This is a genomic window from Pseudomonas akapageensis (assembly GCF_011355085.1).
Classification (GTDB): domain Bacteria; phylum Pseudomonadota; class Gammaproteobacteria; order Pseudomonadales; family Pseudomonadaceae; genus Aquipseudomonas; species Aquipseudomonas akapageensis.
In genome coordinates, this window is record NZ_VXCP01000006.1 from 109,871 (window position 1) to 126,077 (window position 16,207).

The window sequence follows — 16,207 nt, forward strand, 5'->3', positions numbered from 1 at the left end:
GCCCAACTGTCAGCCTGTGATCGGCAGACGCAGGTATTGCGGGTTCAACACGTTGAGCCAGAGCAGGATCATCGACACCAGCATCGTCACCAGGACCAGCAGCCCCACGGCCCAGGCACTGGCCGCGAACAGCAGGCCATCCTCCTTGCGTACGCGCATGAAGGTCGGCAAGCCGGCGAAGAGCAGGAAGGTGCTATACACCGATGCGCATCCCAGCACGGCCACCGCCAGCCAGCGTCCCGGATAGAGGCCGGCAACACCGGCGACAAAAAACGGGGTTGCCGTGTACGCGACGAAGCCGATGCATTGGTTGATGCTCGGGCGGGCATCGAACGTCCTCGACATCCAGCGCATGAACAGGCCCATGATCGCAACGCCGGCAAGAATCGTCAGAAACAGCAGGGCGCAGAAACAGCAGGGCGCAGAGCTGCAGCGCACTGGCCTGGCTCAACTTGACGGTTTCATTTGCCACTAGGCTCCAGCCCACGGTGGTGGTGCCGATGAACAGGCACACCGTGGGGATCAAGGCCAATACCAGCAGATGACCGAGATAGTGGCGAGGATGGCGTTCCTCTTCCTCGCGGATATCTGTCCAGGCGAAGTTGGGTTGCGTGAATAGCTTTACGAAATGCGCTGACATGACAACCTCCCAGGCGACTATGGGACGCCCCTACATGCTTCTTTGAAGCCACAGCGAGCCAAGGGTTTCATGTTTTATCGGTGTGCTGGGACGAAAGGACATTGCGCAGCGCAGAGTGGCAACCCATCATGAATTGCGTCAGTCAGCCGTTCATGAGCGTTGCCCGGCAACGCTTGGATATCACCCGACGTTCACCCGACTTTCACCCGAAAAGCAAGGGAGTCCGATCATGAATGAACAAACCTGTGCCTGTCCGCAATGCACCTGCAAGGTCGGCGAGCATTCCGTCGTTCGCCATGGCAAACATTACTGCTGCCAGGCCTGCGCCGACCATCATCCCAATGGTGAACCGTGCACGGCTTCTGCCAAATGCCATTGTGGCGAAAAGCCCAAGTAACCGCGCCGCCTACGGGACTTCCTCGTCGAGGTCGATGGGGCTTGGCTGGCGGCACCAGTACTCGAGGATGAAGTCGGCCTCTTCATGGCTCACGGCGCGGTGAAAATGCAGAAAGTGTTCCAGCAGGAAATGCACCTGCCGACCATCGAGCGGGCAACCCTTGATCGGGTGCAGCCAGTGACATGCCAGCAGGGCGCCGTTGCTTGTCAGGCTGTTCACGGCACGCTCGATGACTTGCAGTAAATCGTCCTGGCCCAGGCAGTAGCCGACTTCGCTGAGCACGATCAGATCGAACTCACCTTCGGGCCAGTCGCCAGGCAGGCGGCCCTGCTGGACCTGCACATGATCATGGCCATTCAAGCGTTGGCGGGCGAGGGCAACCGCGGTGGCACTGGCATCGGTGCACACCAGTTCCTCACAGTGCGTGGCCAGGCCCAGGCTCAGCTCGCCGGTGGCGCAGGCGGGCTCGAAAATGCGTGTGTAGCGCTGGCGCTGCAAGGTGGCCAGGATCAAGTCGCGCTTGCGTTGTCCGTACCAGCGTTTGCGTAGTGCCCATTGGCTTTGAGGTTGTTCTTCGCTCATTGTAGGCAGCCTCCGAGTTTGAAGCGCATTGGCGTGCTTATGGGCTACTTGGGTTGGGCAACTGAAATCCGCTCGAGTTCACGGGGGGCTGCTCTGCAGCCCAATCGCTGGCAAGCCAGCTCCCACAGAGAAGTACGGTGCATGTATTACCCCTGTGGGAGCTGGCTTGCCAGCGATGAGGCCCTACAGGCAAGAAAAATCCATTCAACCCAACCGCGACCGATAAACCCCCGGCGCCACCCCGAACCAGCGCAAACAAGCCCGATTGAAGCTCTGTACATCGCTATAGCCGAGCCGATCGGAAATCTCCACCAGTTCAAGCCCTGGACCCTGCAATAAATCCTCGGCCCGATACCGGCGATACTCATCCAGCAACTCGGAAAAACTCCAGCCCAGCGCTTTCAGCCGCCGCGCCGCCGTGCGTTCGAGCATGTGCTGGGCCGCGCAAAAATCTTCCCAACGGGCGTTGTTGGCCAGTTGCGCCACCAAATGATTGCAGACCAGGTCCAGCAAGGTGGTTTCGCTGTTGCGCCGGGTGGTTTCCAGCAGCTCCACCAGGGTTTGTTCCAGCATATGGTTGCCGGGCGTCAGCGGCTGGACGAACAGTGCCGGGCGCAGGCGGATCACGTGGCAGGGTTGTTGCCACAGCACGGGGGCGCGAAAGGCCTGCACATAGGCCTGGTGCTCGGCAGGCCTGGGGAAGGTCAACCCGATCGCTTCGATCGGGTCTTGCTCGAGGCCGCTGGCCAGCAGTTTTCTGCGCAACATGCTGCAGAGGCTGATCAGGATGTAGTCTGTCATGGCCGGGGTGGCCTTCAGGCTGCCGCAATCATGCAGACGCAGCTCCACCCCTTCATCGACGCGGACGACCTCGGCATGAAAGTGCCCGTTGAAAAACGGAAAGAACCGCACGAAGTAGCGGCAGGCGCTTTCCAGCGAGGCGGCAACATCGAACAGGTAGGTCAGGCCATTGGTCGAGGTGGACAGAAAGCGGCGTCCGGCGGCCAGGCCGATCAACGGGTCATTGCTCTGCTGCGCCAGCGCCCAGAAGCGTCGGGACAGCAGCAACGGCACCCGCATGAACGGCGTGCGCAACTCATACAGGCTGCGGCGGAACACCGCCTCGATGCGCTCGCGTTCGAATCCGCGGGCGAGAAGCTCCTCGATCGCCGGCAGCAGGGAGGGTGCGTAGAAAGCGTTGGGCGCTGGCTGATTACTTTTTGTCATGTAGGGCTCAATGCCTGTCGCGTCAGTGTCGTTAGTCTGCGCAAAGCGATTTTCCGGAGCAAGGTCCATGCTTGATTTACGCCAACTTGATCTGAACCTGTTACTGGCCTTCGACGCAATCTACCAGCAGCGTAGCGTCAGCCGGGCGGCGCAGGTGATGAACCTCTCGCAACCGGCGATGAGCAATGCCTTGCGCCGCCTCAGAACCCTGTGCGGGGATCCGCTGTTCATCAAGAACAAGCTCGGCGTGACCCCGACCCTGACCGCGCACCGGCTGGCCGATTATGTGCGCAGCGCACTGGACAGCCTGCGCGAAGGCCTGCGCATGATCCCGGCCGGTCGCCAGGGCAACCCGTTGCTGCGCATCAGTTGCCTGGATTGCCTGCAGCCGGTATTGCTCGATGCACTGCTGCAAGCGCCCCAGTCCAACTGGCAGATTCGCTATTTCCAGCCGCGCCGGCGCGATGCCTTGCTGGACCTGGCAACCGGCCGGCTGGATATCCTGGTCGATCTCGATCAGCCCCTGGCCGGCCTGGCCGGGCTACACAAACAACCCTTGCCCGCCGATCATTATGTGTTCGCGTACGGCGCCGGCCTGAGCGAACCGCCGCGTACCCTCCAGTCTTACCTCGCGCAACCGCAGATCCAGGTGTCGAGCCGGCGCGACGGGCTCAGCCCGGTCGACCTGCACCTGGGCCTGAAAGGCCAGCGCCGGACGATCGCCGTCACTACCCAGAGCACCCTGGCCGCCAAACTGATCGCCGACCGCCAACCCTTTGGCCTGAGCCTGCCGAGCCGTGTCGCCAGTGTCCTGGGGCTGCAGCAGGCACCGCTGCCTTTCGATGAACCGGTAGAGCTGTTGCTGGCCCTCTACATGGAAAGCAAATACCGATTCGAGCGCAGCCGCGAACAGGCCATGCAGTGCCTGCTGCAGGCACTGAGCCAGACCGAATCACCCCTGGAACTGGCCCGCCGCGCTTAACCGGCCAGACGCTCATCGACCTCGACAAGGGCCCGCACCATGGCCTGGGCAGCCGGCGTCAAGGAGTGACCGGGCCGGCTGACCACGCCGTATTGCACTTGCAGGTCCGGGTCATCGGCGGGTATATCGACAAAGCGCAACAAATGGATCGAATCCTGTTCCACCAGCTCGGCCAAGGCCTCCACCGTGGCGAGGCCGACCGCATCCGAACGCATCACCACCCGTCGTATTGCATCGAACTGAGCGCACTCCACACTTGGCGTGAAGTCGGTGACACCCTGGATATCGGCGAGGATCTTGCGGATCATCGGCGGGATCCGCGTCCCGACCACCGGGTAGTCGAGCAGGGCGCTGAGTTTCAGGCCTGTTTGCCCGGCCAGGGGATGGTCTTTGCGACAAAAGAAACGACCACGGCGGGGCCGCAGCAGCTGCACCTGATACTGCGGGTCGCCGGTGAAATGCCGCGAGTCCGCAACGATGAACTCGATCCGTTCCTCCTTGAGCCAGACCGCCAGTTGCTCCCAGTCGCCCTGATGAAAGCCCGTGCGAATCGCCGGATGCGCCCGGATGAATTCGGCCAGGGCTTCGGGTACCAGCACCTGGGCGGTATAGGGACCGCTGCCGAACTGCAGCTCGCCGCCGGTGAGGCCATTGAACTGCACCAATTCATTGTGCAATGCCTGGCTGCCGGCCAGCAGACGCCGCGCATGCTGCAGCACCAGTTGCCCCTGGCCGGTGAGGCGGAACTCGCGGCTGCTGCGCTCGACCAGACTGCAGCCCAGGTCGCGCTCCAGGGTCTGGATGCTGCGGCTGAAGGCCGGCTGGCTCAAATTGATGGCCTCTGCCGCGCGGACAAAACTGCGGTGATCGGCCAGTGCGACGAAGTGGCGAAGCTGACGTAAATCCAATATGCACCCCCTGCATGTAACGCATACTTTTAATGCATTGGATCGATGTCGTAGAGCGTGACATAACTGAAGCCGTATTCCCACACCCGTTGTACGTCATGCACAGCCAAACCTTCGCTTCCAGCGCCTTTACCCGCACCATCCTCAGCCATGCCGAAGCCGCCGGCCTGCCGGTGGATGACCTGCTCCATCGCGCCGGCATCGAACCTTCATGGTTCGAGGACCAGCATCAGCAGATCCCGGCCTGCCTGGTCGATCGCCTGTGGCTCGAATGCGAGAAAGCGGGGGCCGGCCGTCACTTTGGCTGTGAACTGATCCATGGCATGGCCACCAGCAGCCTGCAGGGGATCAACATTCTGCTGGACTCCGCTGCCACCCTGCGCGCGAGCCTTGCGTGCTTTACCCAGTATCTGCCGCTGGTCACCAACCATGTCATCGCCGAGCTCGTCGAAAACGGCCATGAGGCCCACCTGCACCTGCGCCCCGTCCAGACGCAACCGCATTTCTTCGCCCTGGACGCGGCAACCATGAGCCTGGTGCGCAATATCGCCAGGCGCCTTGGCAAACCGCCCGGACAGGTATTTACCCGGGTCGTGTTAGATCCCGATCAAGCTGCGGGTGATTTTCTGCAAGACCTGGGCATCGCAGTCGAGCGCGGGACGTATCCCTGCCTGGTGTTGCCGCAGGCGGTGCTGGAGCTGCCATTGCTCAGCGCCAATCCGTTCCTGCACCAGAGCATGCTCGGGCACTGGCAGGCGGCTGCGCCCAATGAGAGCCGCAATGACGGGCTGCAATTGGCCAGGCACTGGTTGACGGCGGGGGATCAACCCATTGAGCGTATTGCCGAGCGGTTGGGGTATCGTCAGCCGAGCAATTTTATAAGGGCGTTTCGTAAGCAGTTCGGGATTACGCCGAAGCAGTTTCGGTTGGGTAGTCTTTAATGTAGCCCTGAGCAAAACGCTCCAAGTCTGGTGAGGCAGACTCATCCAGTAACACGATTTCCCCGATATGTCAGCCAGACTTTGTCGGCGCTGAGCGCGTTGGCAAGGGAAAAGTTTGTGACATTACTTTGCTTTTTGTAGGCATTTTCTCTAATTGCATCGGAAGCTTCCTAGGTGCGTTTGGGGGTATGGAGTTTCCATTTGAAATAACCCATTGTTGTATTGGAGTGGGTTACACAAGTTCAGCAAGTGCTTTGTTCGAATTCCATTTTCTTTGAATTCCGTGATGGGCTTTCTATCTATTGCGCGAATATCTGGAGGCATTATGGCTGCAAGCAGTTTTCAAAACGAAGTGCCCAAGGCTCGGGTCAATATCAAACTCGATTTACATACGGGCGGCGCGCAGAAAAAAGTCGAGTTGCCGCTGAAATTGATGCTGATGGGGGATTACAGCAATGGCAAGGAACAGCGGCCGTTGTCCGCAAGAAGCAAGGTCGACATCAACAAGAATAATTTCGACAACGTCCTGGCCGATTTTTCCCCGAGCCTGAAACTGGCGGTGGAGAACACCCTGGCCAACGACGGCTCCGAAACCGCTGCCGAGCTGAATTTCCAGCGCATGAAAGACTTCGAACCCGAGCAGGTGGCACGGCAGATACCGCAGCTGCGAGCCCTGCTGGCCATGCGCAACCTGTTGCGCGATCTCAAGTCCAACCTGCTGGACAACGCGACCTTCCGCCACGAACTGGAGCGCATACTCAAGGATGATGCGCTCAGTGACGAACTGCGTGCCGAACTGGCCGCCCTGGCCCCACAGGAAGACCGCTAATCCCCAGTCGGTTCTTTTATAAGGAAGTATCCAAAATGACCGTAGAACATTCTTCCGCACAATCGCGGGGCGCTACAGTATTGTCCGATGAAAACCTGGGCGTATACGGCGCCCTGTTCAACAAGATTAATCTCAGTCCGATAGCAGAGTTGGGTGGTATCGAAGTTTTTCAGAATACCGAGGCATTGTCCGAGGTTTCGGCCGATGAACGGGTCACTGCCGCTGTCAGTGTGTTTTTGGATCTGCTCAAGCAATCGTCACAGAAAGTCGAGCGCCTGGATAAAACCCTGCTGGATGAGCACATTGCTTCGCTGGATGCACAAATTAGCCGCCAACTCGATGCAGTAATGCATCACCCGGACTTCCAGCGCGTCGAGTCGACCTGGCGTGGCGTCAAGTCGCTGATCGATCAGACCGATTTTCGCCAGAACGTACGAATCGAACTCCTGGATGTGAGCCGGGACCATCTGGTGCAAGACTTCGAAGATGCCCCCGAGATCGCCCAGAGTGGCCTGTACATGCATACCTACACCCAGGAGTACGACACTCCGGGTGGAGAACCGATTGCGGCGGCCATTTCCAATTACGAGTTCGATCGCAGTCCGCAGGACATTGCCCTTTTGCGCAATATTTCCAAAGTGGCAGCGGCAGCCCATATGCCGTTCATTGGCTCTGTCGGTCCTGCGTTCTTTGGCAAGGAGTCGATGGAAGAAGTGGCCGCCATCAAGGATATCGGCAACTACTTCGACCGTGCCGAATACATCCGATGGAAGTCGTTCCGTGACAGTGACGATGCACGTTACATTGGCCTGATCATGCCCCGCGTGCTGGGGCGCCTGCCTTACGGTCCGGACACAGTTCCGGTACGCAGCTTCAACTACATCGAAAGCGTCAAGGGCCCTGACCACGACAAATACCTGTGGACCAACGCTTCGTTCGCCTTCGCCGCCAACATGGTCAAGAGCTTTATCGCCAATGGTTGGTGCGTGCAGATCCGTGGGCCACAGTCCGGTGGTGCGGTCACCGAGCTACCGATTCACCTGTACGACCTGGGCACGGGCAACCAGGTGAAGATTCCCTCGGAAGTGATGATTCCTGAAACCCGTGAATTCGAATTCGCCAATCTCGGTTTCATTCCCCTGTCGTACTACAAGAACCGCGACTACGCGTGCTTCTTCTCGGCCAACTCCACCCAGAAGCCGGCGCTCTACGACACGGCCGATGCCACCGCCAACAGCCGGATCAATTCACGCCTGCCGTATATCTTCCTGCTGTCGCGCATCGCCCACCATCTGAAGCTGATCCAGCGCGAGAACATCGGCACCACCAAGGACCGGCGTTTGCTGGAGCTGGAGCTGAACAAGTGGATCGGCGGGCTGGTCACCGAAATGACCGATCCGAGCGACGATCTGCAGGCTTCACACCCGTTGCGCGAAGCGAAGGTGACCGTGGAAGACATCGAGGACAACCCGGGCTTCTTCCGCGTCAAGCTGTATGCCGTGCCGCATTTCCAGGTGGAAGGCATGGACGTCAACCTGTCGCTGGTTTCGCAGATGCCCAAGGCCAAGGCCTGAATCACCTCGTAGGGAAACGCCGCCATGAAAATCGACCGCCCCCTGTGGGCCGCGGGGGCTCTGCTGTCCCCGCAGCAATTCCAGCAACAGGCGCGCTGGGAAGCCTGGGCCAATGAATGTATCGCCCATCTGTCCCTGGTCCACCCTTGGGGTGTCCTGGCGGTGGCCTTCGACCTGCAAGCCCTGCAACTGGGCAAGCTCAAGGCAAGCCAACTGCGCTTGCGCATGCCCGATGGCACCTTGATCGATACCAATCACGTGGATCGGCTGCCGCCTGCCGTGGAATTGTCCCGCCTGCTGTCCGACGACAGCCGTGACGCGACCTTGTTGCTGGCGTTGCCATTGGAGCAGGCCAATGGCAACAACTGTCTGCTCGAGGAGGCCAAGGCTGATCGGCCGACGCGCTATCGGCGGGATTGGCGTCAAGTGCAGGATGTCTATGAAGACGAGGTGCAGTCGATCGGCGTGCTGGAGCACGTGTTGAGCCTGCGCCTGGGCAGCGACGCCAATGACGATTACCTGACCTGCCCGGTCGCGCGCCTGGTGCGCGACGGGCAGGGCGCCTGGAGTCTTGACGCCACCTACGTGCCACCGCTGCTGAGTTTTGCGGCGCATCCGGGTCTGCTGACGCAGCTGGATAATCTGCTGACCCAGATGGCCGCCAAACGCCAACGATTGATGGGCATGCGCCGCGAAAGCAACCAGCGCATGGCTGATTTCGCCGTGGCCGACGTGTCGTTGTTCTGGTTGCTCAATGCCTTGAACACCTACCAACCGGTATTGACCGATCTCAAGGCGCGTCCCGCGCGACATCCTGAGCAGGTCTATCAGGAGCTGATCAAGTTGGCTGGCAGCCTCCTGACCTTTTCCCTGGAACACGATATCGACAAGCTCCCAGCCTATCGGCACGACCACCTGGAGTCCGTGTTCCCACCGTTGATGGGCACGATCGCCACCTTGTTGGAAGCCAGCCTGCCGTCGCGGGTCATTGCCCTGGAGTTGGAGGCCAATGGCGCCAACCGTTGGCAGGTCAGCCTCAATGACGCGCGGCTGCGGGAACGTGACAGTGCCGACTTCTATCTGTCGGTGCGTTGCAGCCTGCCTGCCGCGCAATTGCAGAGCCAATTCCCACGTCTGTGCAAGGCGGGCAAGCCGGACGATGTCGATCAATTGATCAACGCCGCGCTCGACGGCATTCCGTTGCAGCCGCTGAGCCATGTACCGGCGGCTATTCCCCTGCGCCTGGAAAACCAGTACTTCGCCCTCGATCTCAGTCATGCCAAGGGGCAGGCCATGCTGGCTGCCGGGGCCTGCGCTTTCTACGTTCCGAGCACGCTGGCCGATGTGAAACTTGAACTGTTTGCGGTGCTGCGCACATGAACCAGAACGCTTCCGAAATAGCGACCACGGCAGCAGTGGTGATCGACGCGCTGTTGCAAGACAGCTACCTGCTGGTGGTAGAGCTGCGAAAGGGGGCCTTGGTGCTGGATGGCCCGACCCTTTCGGCGCTTTGCTCGAAGCAGATCGAGCATGTTCGCCAGGAGCTTCAGGATGCTGGTCTTAGCCAACGCAGCATCGACCACATCAGCCATGCGCAATGCGCCTTGCTGGATGAAACCGTCCTCAATTGCGCCCAGAAGGACGCCCGCGAGTTCTGGGCCAGTGAACCCCTGCAGGCCAAGTTCTTCAATCGACACCAGGCAGGCGAGTTCCTGTATGAGGACATGCGCGAAGCACTGCGCGAACCCGCGCCCGATCTCCACGTGCTGACGGCCTACCAGCGGGTGCTGGTGCTGGGCTTCCAGGGCCGTTACAGCGATGTCAAGGACCCGGATCGTGAGCAGTTGCTGGCGGCGCTCAATAAGCAGGTAGCACCCTTGGCACTCGGCCATGGGGTGGCGACCCAGCCGGGTAGCGGCCAGCAATTAAGCGACCTGCGTTGGTTGCGGACCCCGTCGGCCCATGTTGTGACGGCGGGTTTGTTACTTGTCGGTGCGTGGTGGGGGCTGGACCGTCTGTTGGGCGGCGTGATCGCGACGCTCCTGAGCGCTCAGGTGTGAGGGGCCTATGACGCTCAAACTGACACGGGTTCTCTGGGTGTGGGCAGGCACGCTTGTCCTGGTGCTGCTGGCTGTCTTGCCGCTTGCAATCTGGATTCGCGCGGTGGCGACGCTGGCCGTGGTAGGCGTCGTCGTCCTGACCTGGAATCGGGCCGGGCGACGTGCTGCGCGCTCGTGTGAATCACTGGTGCTTGCCGACAACCTGTCCCTGCCACCGGCCGCTTACCCTGAGCCAGTGGTATTGGTTTGCGGCGATGGCCTGATGGGCCTATTCGGCGCCATTCCCACGGAACTTCTGGCCCTGCGCACCACCGCGCAAGGGTGCTACGTGCGGGTGCCTGACTTGGAACGGCTACCGGTGGTTGCTTCGAGCCTGCTGGCCCAGCGACCGGAGTGGGGCGGGCAGCTCTGCGTCATGTTCGTCGTCAACCCCGGCGTGCATACGGACGCCGCGGTACTGGCCGGCCAGTTGCGCGCTTTCTGCCATCAGACAGCGCTGATTCGCCAGCGCGGCATCGTACTACCGCAACTGATGGTGAGCTACCTGCAAGCATCGAGCGGCGAAGGGCCCTGGTTCTGTTGGCAGGCAGGCGAACCTGACCCCAGTGTGCGTGAATCCGGCGCGTGCGTCAGCCTCGTCGATTGGCAACGGTATGCCACCGAATCAGCGACACAAACAGCCCGCCTGCACGCCTGCGTACAACTGAACAGTGCTGCGGCCTGGCTGGGGGAAAGGGTACTGCCGCACTTTGCGACCCCGGAAGCCCGCAACCCCGCCAGCCCGGCAGTGGCCTGCGCCATCACCCTGGTACCAGCGCTACCCCAGACCGTTGCGGGCAATCTGTGGCAACAATGGCTGCGCGACAAGGTTGCGCTGGTTGATACAAGGCAAGCTCCAATCGAAGCGGACACCCCATTGCCGTTCCCGGATGCCTTGCTTCATCTGCTGCCCATTGACGCCAGATATTCCCCGGCACGCCGAGCGAGCGTGATTGCGCTGTGGCTGTTCGCGGTTGCCGGGATCATCGCCCTGGCCAATTCGGCCTGGCAGAACAACCTGCTTGTACGTCAGGTCAATGATGACCTGCGTCGTTACACCTCGATGCCTGAGTCGAGACACCGCGACCAGCCGGGGTTTGCCCAGCGTGAAGAGGCAATGGCGGTGCTACGTGAGCATGCCACGCGGCTGGACAGCTACTACCGCCATGGCGAACCCCTGGCGCTGGGCTTGGGCCTGTATCACGGCGGTCACCTGCGGGCGCCGTTGCTGGCGGCGATTGCCGGCCACCGTCAACCGTTCACGGCCCCGACATCGGCGAAAGCTCCCACTACGGTACGACTGGACAGCCTGTCCCTGTTCGGTTCGGGAAGCGCCCAGCTCAAGCCCGAGTCGACCAAGGTGCTGATCAATGCCCTGGTCGACATCAAGGCCCAGCCAGGCTGGCTGATCGTCATCGCCGGGCATACCGATGCCACGGGCAGCGCCGAGCAGAACCTGCAATTGTCCCGTGCCCGAGCGGCCGCGGTGCACGAGTGGATGCAACGCATGGGCGATATCCCCGGCAGCTGCTTTGCCGTACAGGGTTTTGGTGCCAGCCAACCCATCGCCAGCAATGACACCGAGGCCGGGCGCGCGGCCAATCGACGCGTCGAAATCCGTCTGGTCCCGGAAGTGGGGGCCTGCGTGCTACCCAGTGCGGGGCCAGACAGACAACCCCCTGTCGCATTGCGCGGCATTCGTTTCTGAGAAAAGGAGTTTCACATGGCAATTCCCGTTTACCTGTGGCTGAAAGATGAGAACCAAAATCTCATCAAGGGCTCCGTAAGCGTTGAGGGACGAAATGGCAGCATTGAGGTGCTCGCCCTGGACCACGCCGTCACGATCCCCACGGACAACAACACTGGCAAGCTGACCGGCGTACGGGTCCACAAGCCGTTTGTGTTCACCAAGGAAATCGACGACTCCAGTGTTTACCTGAACAAGGCGGTGACCAAGGGCGAGACCTTCGACAATGTAGTGTTCAAGTGGTATCGCATCAACGACCAAGGGCACGAAGCCGAGTACTACAGCGTTCTCCTGGAGAAGGTCAAGGTTGTTAGCGTCGCATTGAAAATGCACGACATCAAAGATCTGGAAAAGGAAAAGCACAACCACCTGGAGGTGGTTGAACTGCGGTACGAAGAGATCACCTGGACCTTCAACGACGGCAACAAAATGCACTCGGATTCCTGGGACAAGCGCCAGACGGCCTAACGGGAAAGGGCCAACAGATGGAACTCCGTCTGTTGGCTCCTGGTGTGTTGGGTTGAACGTCCGTTCGCGGGCATTTAGCCAGACACATCACAGCTCAAGCCCAGCGTTTACTCCCCCGATTTCACGCCAAAAATCCCGAACAAGGACGCGCCCGTATGGCACAGAGTTCGACCCGTTTGCTTCGCCGTCTCAATCCCTACTGCGCCCAGGCCCTGAGTGCGGCGGCTTCGCTGTGCCAGAGCCGCGCCCATGCACAGATCAGCATCGAGCACTGGCTGCTCAAGCTGCTGGAGCAGGGCGAGGGCGACCTGACCCTCATCGCGCGCCGTTACGAATGGGACATGGACGATCTCTGGCGCGGGCTGCTCGACCATCTCGAAACCCTGCCGCGCAGCATGCAGAGCAAGCCTCAGTTGTGCGGCAAACTGCAGCAACTCATCAAGAACGCCTGGCTGCTTGCGTCGCTTGACGACAACAACGACAACCTGCGTTCCGCGCACCTGCTCGGCGCGCTGTTGGAAACCCCGAGCCTGCTCTCATGCGAAGCTACGTGGCCGTTGCTCAGCATCAGAGAGGTGCAGTTGCAGCACTTGTTTGCAGTGCTCGATCAGCACTCCGAAGAGAGACCACAGATTCAGCAAGTATCCGCATTGGGCCGGACAGAAGTCATTACAGTGCTCCCAACCACTGCAGCCTGTTCCGATGCCTCGCAAGCCGTGCTGGACAAATTCACCCAGGACATCACCGCCAAGGCCAGGGAAGGGCGGATCGATCCCGTGTTCGGCCGTGACGATGAAATCCGTCAGGTCATCGACATACTCAGCCGTCGCCGCAAGAACAATCCCATCCTGGTCGGCGAGCCGGGAGTCGGCAAGACCGCCCTGGTCGAAGGCCTGGCCTTGCGTATCGTCGAAGGCAACGTCCCGAACAGCCTCAAACCCGTCAGTGTGCGCACCCTCGACCTCGGCCTGCTGCAAGCGGGCGCCGGCGTCAAAGGCGAGTTCGAACAACGGCTGAAAAACGTCATCGATGCCGTGCAGCAATCGGCAGATCCGGTACTGCTGTTCATCGACGAAGCCCATACCCTGATCGGTGCCGGGAACCAGGCGGGCGGTGCCGACGCGGCGAACCTGCTCAAGCCGGCCCTGGCCCGGGGCGAGTTGCGCACCATCGCCGCCACCACCTGGAGCGAATACAAACAGTACTTCGAGCGCGATGCCGCCCTGGAGCGACGCTTCCAGATGGTCAAGGTCGACGAGCCGGACGATGCCAGCGCCTGTCTCATGCTGCGCGGCCTCAAGTCCCGCTACGCCAGCCACCATGGCGTGCACATCCAGGACGCGGCGGTACAGGCCGCCGTGAGCCTGTCGCGACGCTACCTGACCGGCCGGCAACTGCCGGACAAGGCCGTGGACCTGCTCGACACCGCCAGCGCACGCGTACGCATGAGCCTCGACTGTGAACCCCAGGCGCTGGTCCGGCTCAAGGCCCGGCAGGCCGCCCTGGAACTGGAGCGCCAGGCCCTGGAAGAAGACGCCCAGCTCAGCGGCAGCAAAACCGGCGAACGCCTGGCGAAGATCGCAGCGCAATCTGCCGAGTTGCACCTTCAGCAAATCGACCTGGACCAGCGATACCGGTACGAACTCGACCTGACCCAGATACTTCTCGTTGCCCGTCAGGCCGAGCGCGGGTTGGACACCTGCGCGCAATTGCAACGGCAACTTGCCGAGGCCCAGGGCAACCAGCCGTTGCTCTCCCTCGACGTCGACCCCCGCAGCGTGGCCGAAGTCATCGCCGACTGGACTGGCGTTCCTCTGGGCAGCCTGCTCAAGGACGAACAAGCCAACCTGCTGGCGCTGGAACAACAACTGAGTGAGCGCGTCGTGGGCCAGGACCATGCCCTGAGCGCCCTGGCCCAACGTCTGCGTGCAGCCAAGACCGGCCTCACCGACGACAAAGCCCCATTGGGCGTTTTCCTGCTGGTAGGCACCAGCGGCGTCGGCAAGACCGAAACCGCCCTGGCCCTGGCCGACAGCCTGTTCGGTGGCGAGAAGTCCCTCATCACCCTCAACCTTTCCGAATACCAGGAAGCCCACACCGTCAGCCAACTCAAGGGCTCGCCGCCCGGTTATGTTGGCTACGGCCAGGGCGGGGTGCTCACGGAAGCTGTACGGCAACGGCCCTACAGCGTCGTACTGCTCGACGAAGTGGAGAAAGCCCATCGCGACGTGCTCAACCTGTTCTACCAGGTCTTCGATCGCGGCTTCATGCGCGATGGGGAAGGGCGCGAAATCGACTTTCGCAACACCGTCATCGTCATGACCTCCAACCTCGGCAGCGACGAACTGCAAGCCTGCCTGCAAGAGCAGCCCGACGCGTCGGACCGCTTCCTCCACGAACTGCTGCGACCGATCCTGCGCGAGCACTTCCAGCCGGCCCTGCTGGCACGCTTCCAGACGTTGATCTATCGCCCACTGCAAGCCGACGCCCTCAAGCGCATCGTCACCCTCAAGCTAGCCCAGGTCGCCAAACGCCTGCAGCGCCACTACGGCCTGGACTGCCAGATCAACGAGCCACTCAGGGATGCCCTGGTCACCGCCTGCCTGCTGCCCGACACCGGAGCGCGCAACATCGACAGTCTGCTCAACCAGCAGATCCTGCCGGTGCTCAGCCAACAACTGCTGCAACGTCAAGCGGCCCGGCAGACAACCCACGGCGTGACCCTGGGCTACAGCGATGAAGAAGGCATCACCTTGCACTTCATCGATGCCACGGAGGCCTGACCATGTCCCAAGCCTTACTTACCTTCTTCGACCACAGCCGCCACAAACTCCAGGTAGGGGACATCAAGGCACCGCTCGACGTCCTGGTTTTTCGCGGTGAGGAATGCCTGAGCAAACCCTTCAACTATTCGATTGAGTTCACCTGCACCGAACAGGACCTCGCCGCCGACCAACTGCTCGGCCGCGAAGCCCGCTTCAGTCTGCACGCCCGACCGCAAAAGCAGCCGTTCTCCTTTGGCCTGCCGGTACCCGAGATTAAGCCGCTGCGCAACTTCTACGGCGTGATCACCGGCTTCCAGCGCCTGTCGGCCTCCCGCGACGAGGCCCGCTACAAGGTCACTCTGCAGCCGCGCCTGGCGTTGCTCGACCGGGGGAAGCAGTACCGCATCTACCAGCACAAGTCGGTGCCGGAAATCGTCGAGCACATCCTGCGCAGCCGCCATGATTTTCGCGGTCAGGATTTTCTATTCAAGCTGGCGAACGAATACCCCAAACGCGAACAGGTCATGCAGTACGGCGAAAGCGACTTCGCCTTCATCGCCCGCCTGCTGGCCGAAGTCGGCATCTGGTACCGCTTCACCAGCGACGAACGCCTGAAGATCGACGTGGTCGAGTTCCACGACCACCAGCGCCACTACCAGTTCGACGTCCAGTTGCCTTACCGCCCGCCCGGCGGCATGAGCAGCGACGAGGATGCCGCCTGGGATTTGCAGACCCGCCACCAGGTGGTGGAACGCAACATCAACATCCGCGCCTACAACCACCGCGAAGCCAGCGCCTCCCTAGACGGCGAGATCGACCAGACCCGCGGCGCCAAGACCACCTACGGCGAGGCCTACCACTACGCCGAGCCTTACACCGTGCTCGGCGACCGCTATGCCCTGGACGAAAGAACCCTGCAATGCGAAAGCGGCATTTTCTACGCGCGCCTGAGCCACGAACGCTACCTCAACAAACAGACCCTCTTGAGCGGCGTCAGCAGCAGCGCCACCCTGGCCCCCGGCCAGGTGCTGAAGATCACCGACGGCGC

At 61.2% G+C, this 16,207-nt stretch carries 14 protein-coding genes and 1 pseudogene; 11 read left to right on the top strand and 4 right to left on the bottom strand.

Going from position 1 to position 16,207, the window contains the following annotated elements; genetic code table 11:
• Positions 1-9: 9 nt before the first annotated feature.
• Positions 10-640, bottom strand: a pseudogene (locus F2S13_RS05985) (Yip1 family protein).
• Between the two features lie 229 nt (positions 641-869).
• On the opposite strand from F2S13_RS05985, the gene F2S13_RS05990 reads away from it, so the two are divergent.
• Positions 870-1,037 (top strand): metallothionein, encoded by a 168-nt coding sequence (locus tag F2S13_RS05990; RefSeq protein WP_166359556.1) that lies wholly within the window; start codon positions 870-872, stop codon positions 1,035-1,037.
• Between the two features lie 9 nt (positions 1,038-1,046).
• Here the strand turns inward: F2S13_RS05990 and F2S13_RS05995 are convergent, their stop codons facing one another.
• Both F2S13_RS05995 and F2S13_RS06000 read right to left on the bottom strand, forming a co-directional pair.
• Positions 1,047-1,619 carry a methyltransferase gene (locus tag F2S13_RS05995; protein ID WP_166359557.1) on the bottom strand — a complete coding sequence of 191 codons (573 nt, stop codon included), beginning with the start codon at positions 1,617-1,619 and terminating at the stop codon, positions 1,047-1,049.
• Positions 1,620-1,823: 204 nt separating this feature from the next.
• A complete protein-coding gene (locus tag F2S13_RS06000; RefSeq protein WP_166359558.1) occupies positions 1,824-2,846 on the bottom strand; it encodes an AraC family transcriptional regulator in 1,023 nt (340 codons plus the stop codon).
• A gap of 67 nt (positions 2,847-2,913) precedes the next feature.
• On the opposite strand from F2S13_RS06000, the gene F2S13_RS06005 reads away from it, so the two are divergent.
• A complete protein-coding gene (locus F2S13_RS06005) occupies positions 2,914-3,828 on the top strand; it encodes a LysR family transcriptional regulator (RefSeq protein WP_166359559.1) in 915 nt (304 codons plus the stop codon).
• Here the strand turns inward: F2S13_RS06005 and F2S13_RS06010 are convergent.
• Positions 3,825-4,736 (bottom strand): LysR family transcriptional regulator, encoded by a 912-nt coding sequence (locus tag F2S13_RS06010; RefSeq protein ID WP_166359560.1) that lies wholly within the window; start codon positions 4,734-4,736, stop codon positions 3,825-3,827. The two genes, F2S13_RS06005 and F2S13_RS06010, sit on opposite strands and share 4 nt — an antisense overlap.
• A 98-nt stretch (positions 4,737-4,834) precedes the next feature.
• On the opposite strand from F2S13_RS06010, the gene F2S13_RS06015 reads away from it, so the two are divergent.
• From F2S13_RS06015 to F2S13_RS06055, 9 genes are all read left to right on the top strand, one after another.
• Positions 4,835-5,677: an AraC family transcriptional regulator gene (locus F2S13_RS06015; protein WP_166359561.1), complete on the top strand. Its 843-nt coding sequence runs from the start codon at positions 4,835-4,837 to the stop codon at positions 5,675-5,677.
• A gap of 325 nt (positions 5,678-6,002) precedes the next feature.
• Positions 6,003-6,506, top strand: coding sequence for a type VI secretion system contractile sheath small subunit (tssB, locus tag F2S13_RS06020; protein WP_166359562.1), 504 nt, complete (start codon positions 6,003-6,005; stop codon positions 6,504-6,506).
• A gap of 35 nt (positions 6,507-6,541) precedes the next feature.
• Positions 6,542-8,080: a type VI secretion system contractile sheath large subunit gene (tssC, locus tag F2S13_RS06025; RefSeq protein WP_166359563.1), complete on the top strand. Its 1,539-nt coding sequence runs from the start codon at positions 6,542-6,544 to the stop codon at positions 8,078-8,080.
• A 24-nt stretch (positions 8,081-8,104) separates the two neighbouring features.
• Complete coding sequence (gene tssK, locus F2S13_RS06030; RefSeq protein WP_166359564.1) at positions 8,105-9,460, top strand: type VI secretion system baseplate subunit TssK; 1,356 nt, start codon at positions 8,105-8,107, stop codon at positions 9,458-9,460.
• Positions 9,457-10,140 carry a type VI secretion system protein TssL, short form gene (tssL, locus tag F2S13_RS06035; protein ID WP_166359565.1) on the top strand — a complete coding sequence of 228 codons (684 nt, stop codon included), beginning with the start codon at positions 9,457-9,459 and terminating at the stop codon, positions 10,138-10,140. Before tssK ends, tssL begins: the two co-directional genes overlap by 4 nt.
• A 7-nt stretch (positions 10,141-10,147) precedes the next feature.
• A complete protein-coding gene (locus tag F2S13_RS06040; protein WP_166359566.1) occupies positions 10,148-11,887 on the top strand; it encodes an OmpA family protein in 1,740 nt (579 codons plus the stop codon).
• Positions 11,888-11,902: 15 nt separating this feature from the next.
• A complete protein-coding gene (locus F2S13_RS06045) occupies positions 11,903-12,394 on the top strand; it encodes an Hcp family type VI secretion system effector (RefSeq protein ID WP_166359567.1) in 492 nt (163 codons plus the stop codon).
• A gap of 155 nt (positions 12,395-12,549) precedes the next feature.
• Entirely contained in the window at positions 12,550-15,177 is a 2,628-nt protein-coding gene (gene tssH / locus F2S13_RS06050; RefSeq protein ID WP_166359568.1) for a type VI secretion system ATPase TssH, read from the top strand.
• Positions 15,178-15,179: 2 nt separating this feature from the next.
• A partial coding sequence (locus tag F2S13_RS06055; RefSeq protein ID WP_166359569.1) for a type VI secretion system Vgr family protein occupies positions 15,180-16,207 on the top strand: 1,028 nt, incomplete at its 3' end.

Excerpts from the sequence above, each read along its gene's own strand:
- tssH (WP_166359568.1), top strand. The coding sequence starts at position 12,550 with ATGGCACAGAGTTCGACCCGTTTGCTTCGCCGTCTCAATCCCTACTGC.
- F2S13_RS06005 (WP_166359559.1), top strand. The coding sequence starts at position 2,914 with ATGCTTGATTTACGCCAACTTGATCTGAACCTGTTACTGGCCTTCGAC.
- tssC (WP_166359563.1), top strand. The coding sequence starts at position 6,542 with ATGACCGTAGAACATTCTTCCGCACAATCGCGGGGCGCTACAGTATTG.
- tssB (WP_166359562.1), top strand. The coding sequence starts at position 6,003 with ATGGCTGCAAGCAGTTTTCAAAACGAAGTGCCCAAGGCTCGGGTCAAT.
- tssK (WP_166359564.1), top strand. The coding sequence starts at position 8,105 with ATGAAAATCGACCGCCCCCTGTGGGCCGCGGGGGCTCTGCTGTCCCCG.
- tssL (WP_166359565.1), top strand. The coding sequence starts at position 9,457 with ATGAACCAGAACGCTTCCGAAATAGCGACCACGGCAGCAGTGGTGATC.
- F2S13_RS05990 (WP_166359556.1), top strand. The coding sequence starts at position 870 with ATGAATGAACAAACCTGTGCCTGTCCGCAATGCACCTGCAAGGTCGGC.
- F2S13_RS06000 (WP_166359558.1), bottom strand. The coding sequence starts at position 2,846 with ATGACAAAAAGTAATCAGCCAGCGCCCAACGCTTTCTACGCACCCTCC.
- F2S13_RS06015 (WP_166359561.1), top strand. The coding sequence starts at position 4,835 with ATGCACAGCCAAACCTTCGCTTCCAGCGCCTTTACCCGCACCATCCTC.
- F2S13_RS06040 (WP_166359566.1), top strand. The coding sequence starts at position 10,148 with ATGACGCTCAAACTGACACGGGTTCTCTGGGTGTGGGCAGGCACGCTT.
- F2S13_RS06045 (WP_166359567.1), top strand. The coding sequence starts at position 11,903 with ATGGCAATTCCCGTTTACCTGTGGCTGAAAGATGAGAACCAAAATCTC.
- F2S13_RS05995 (WP_166359557.1), bottom strand. The coding sequence starts at position 1,619 with ATGAGCGAAGAACAACCTCAAAGCCAATGGGCACTACGCAAACGCTGG.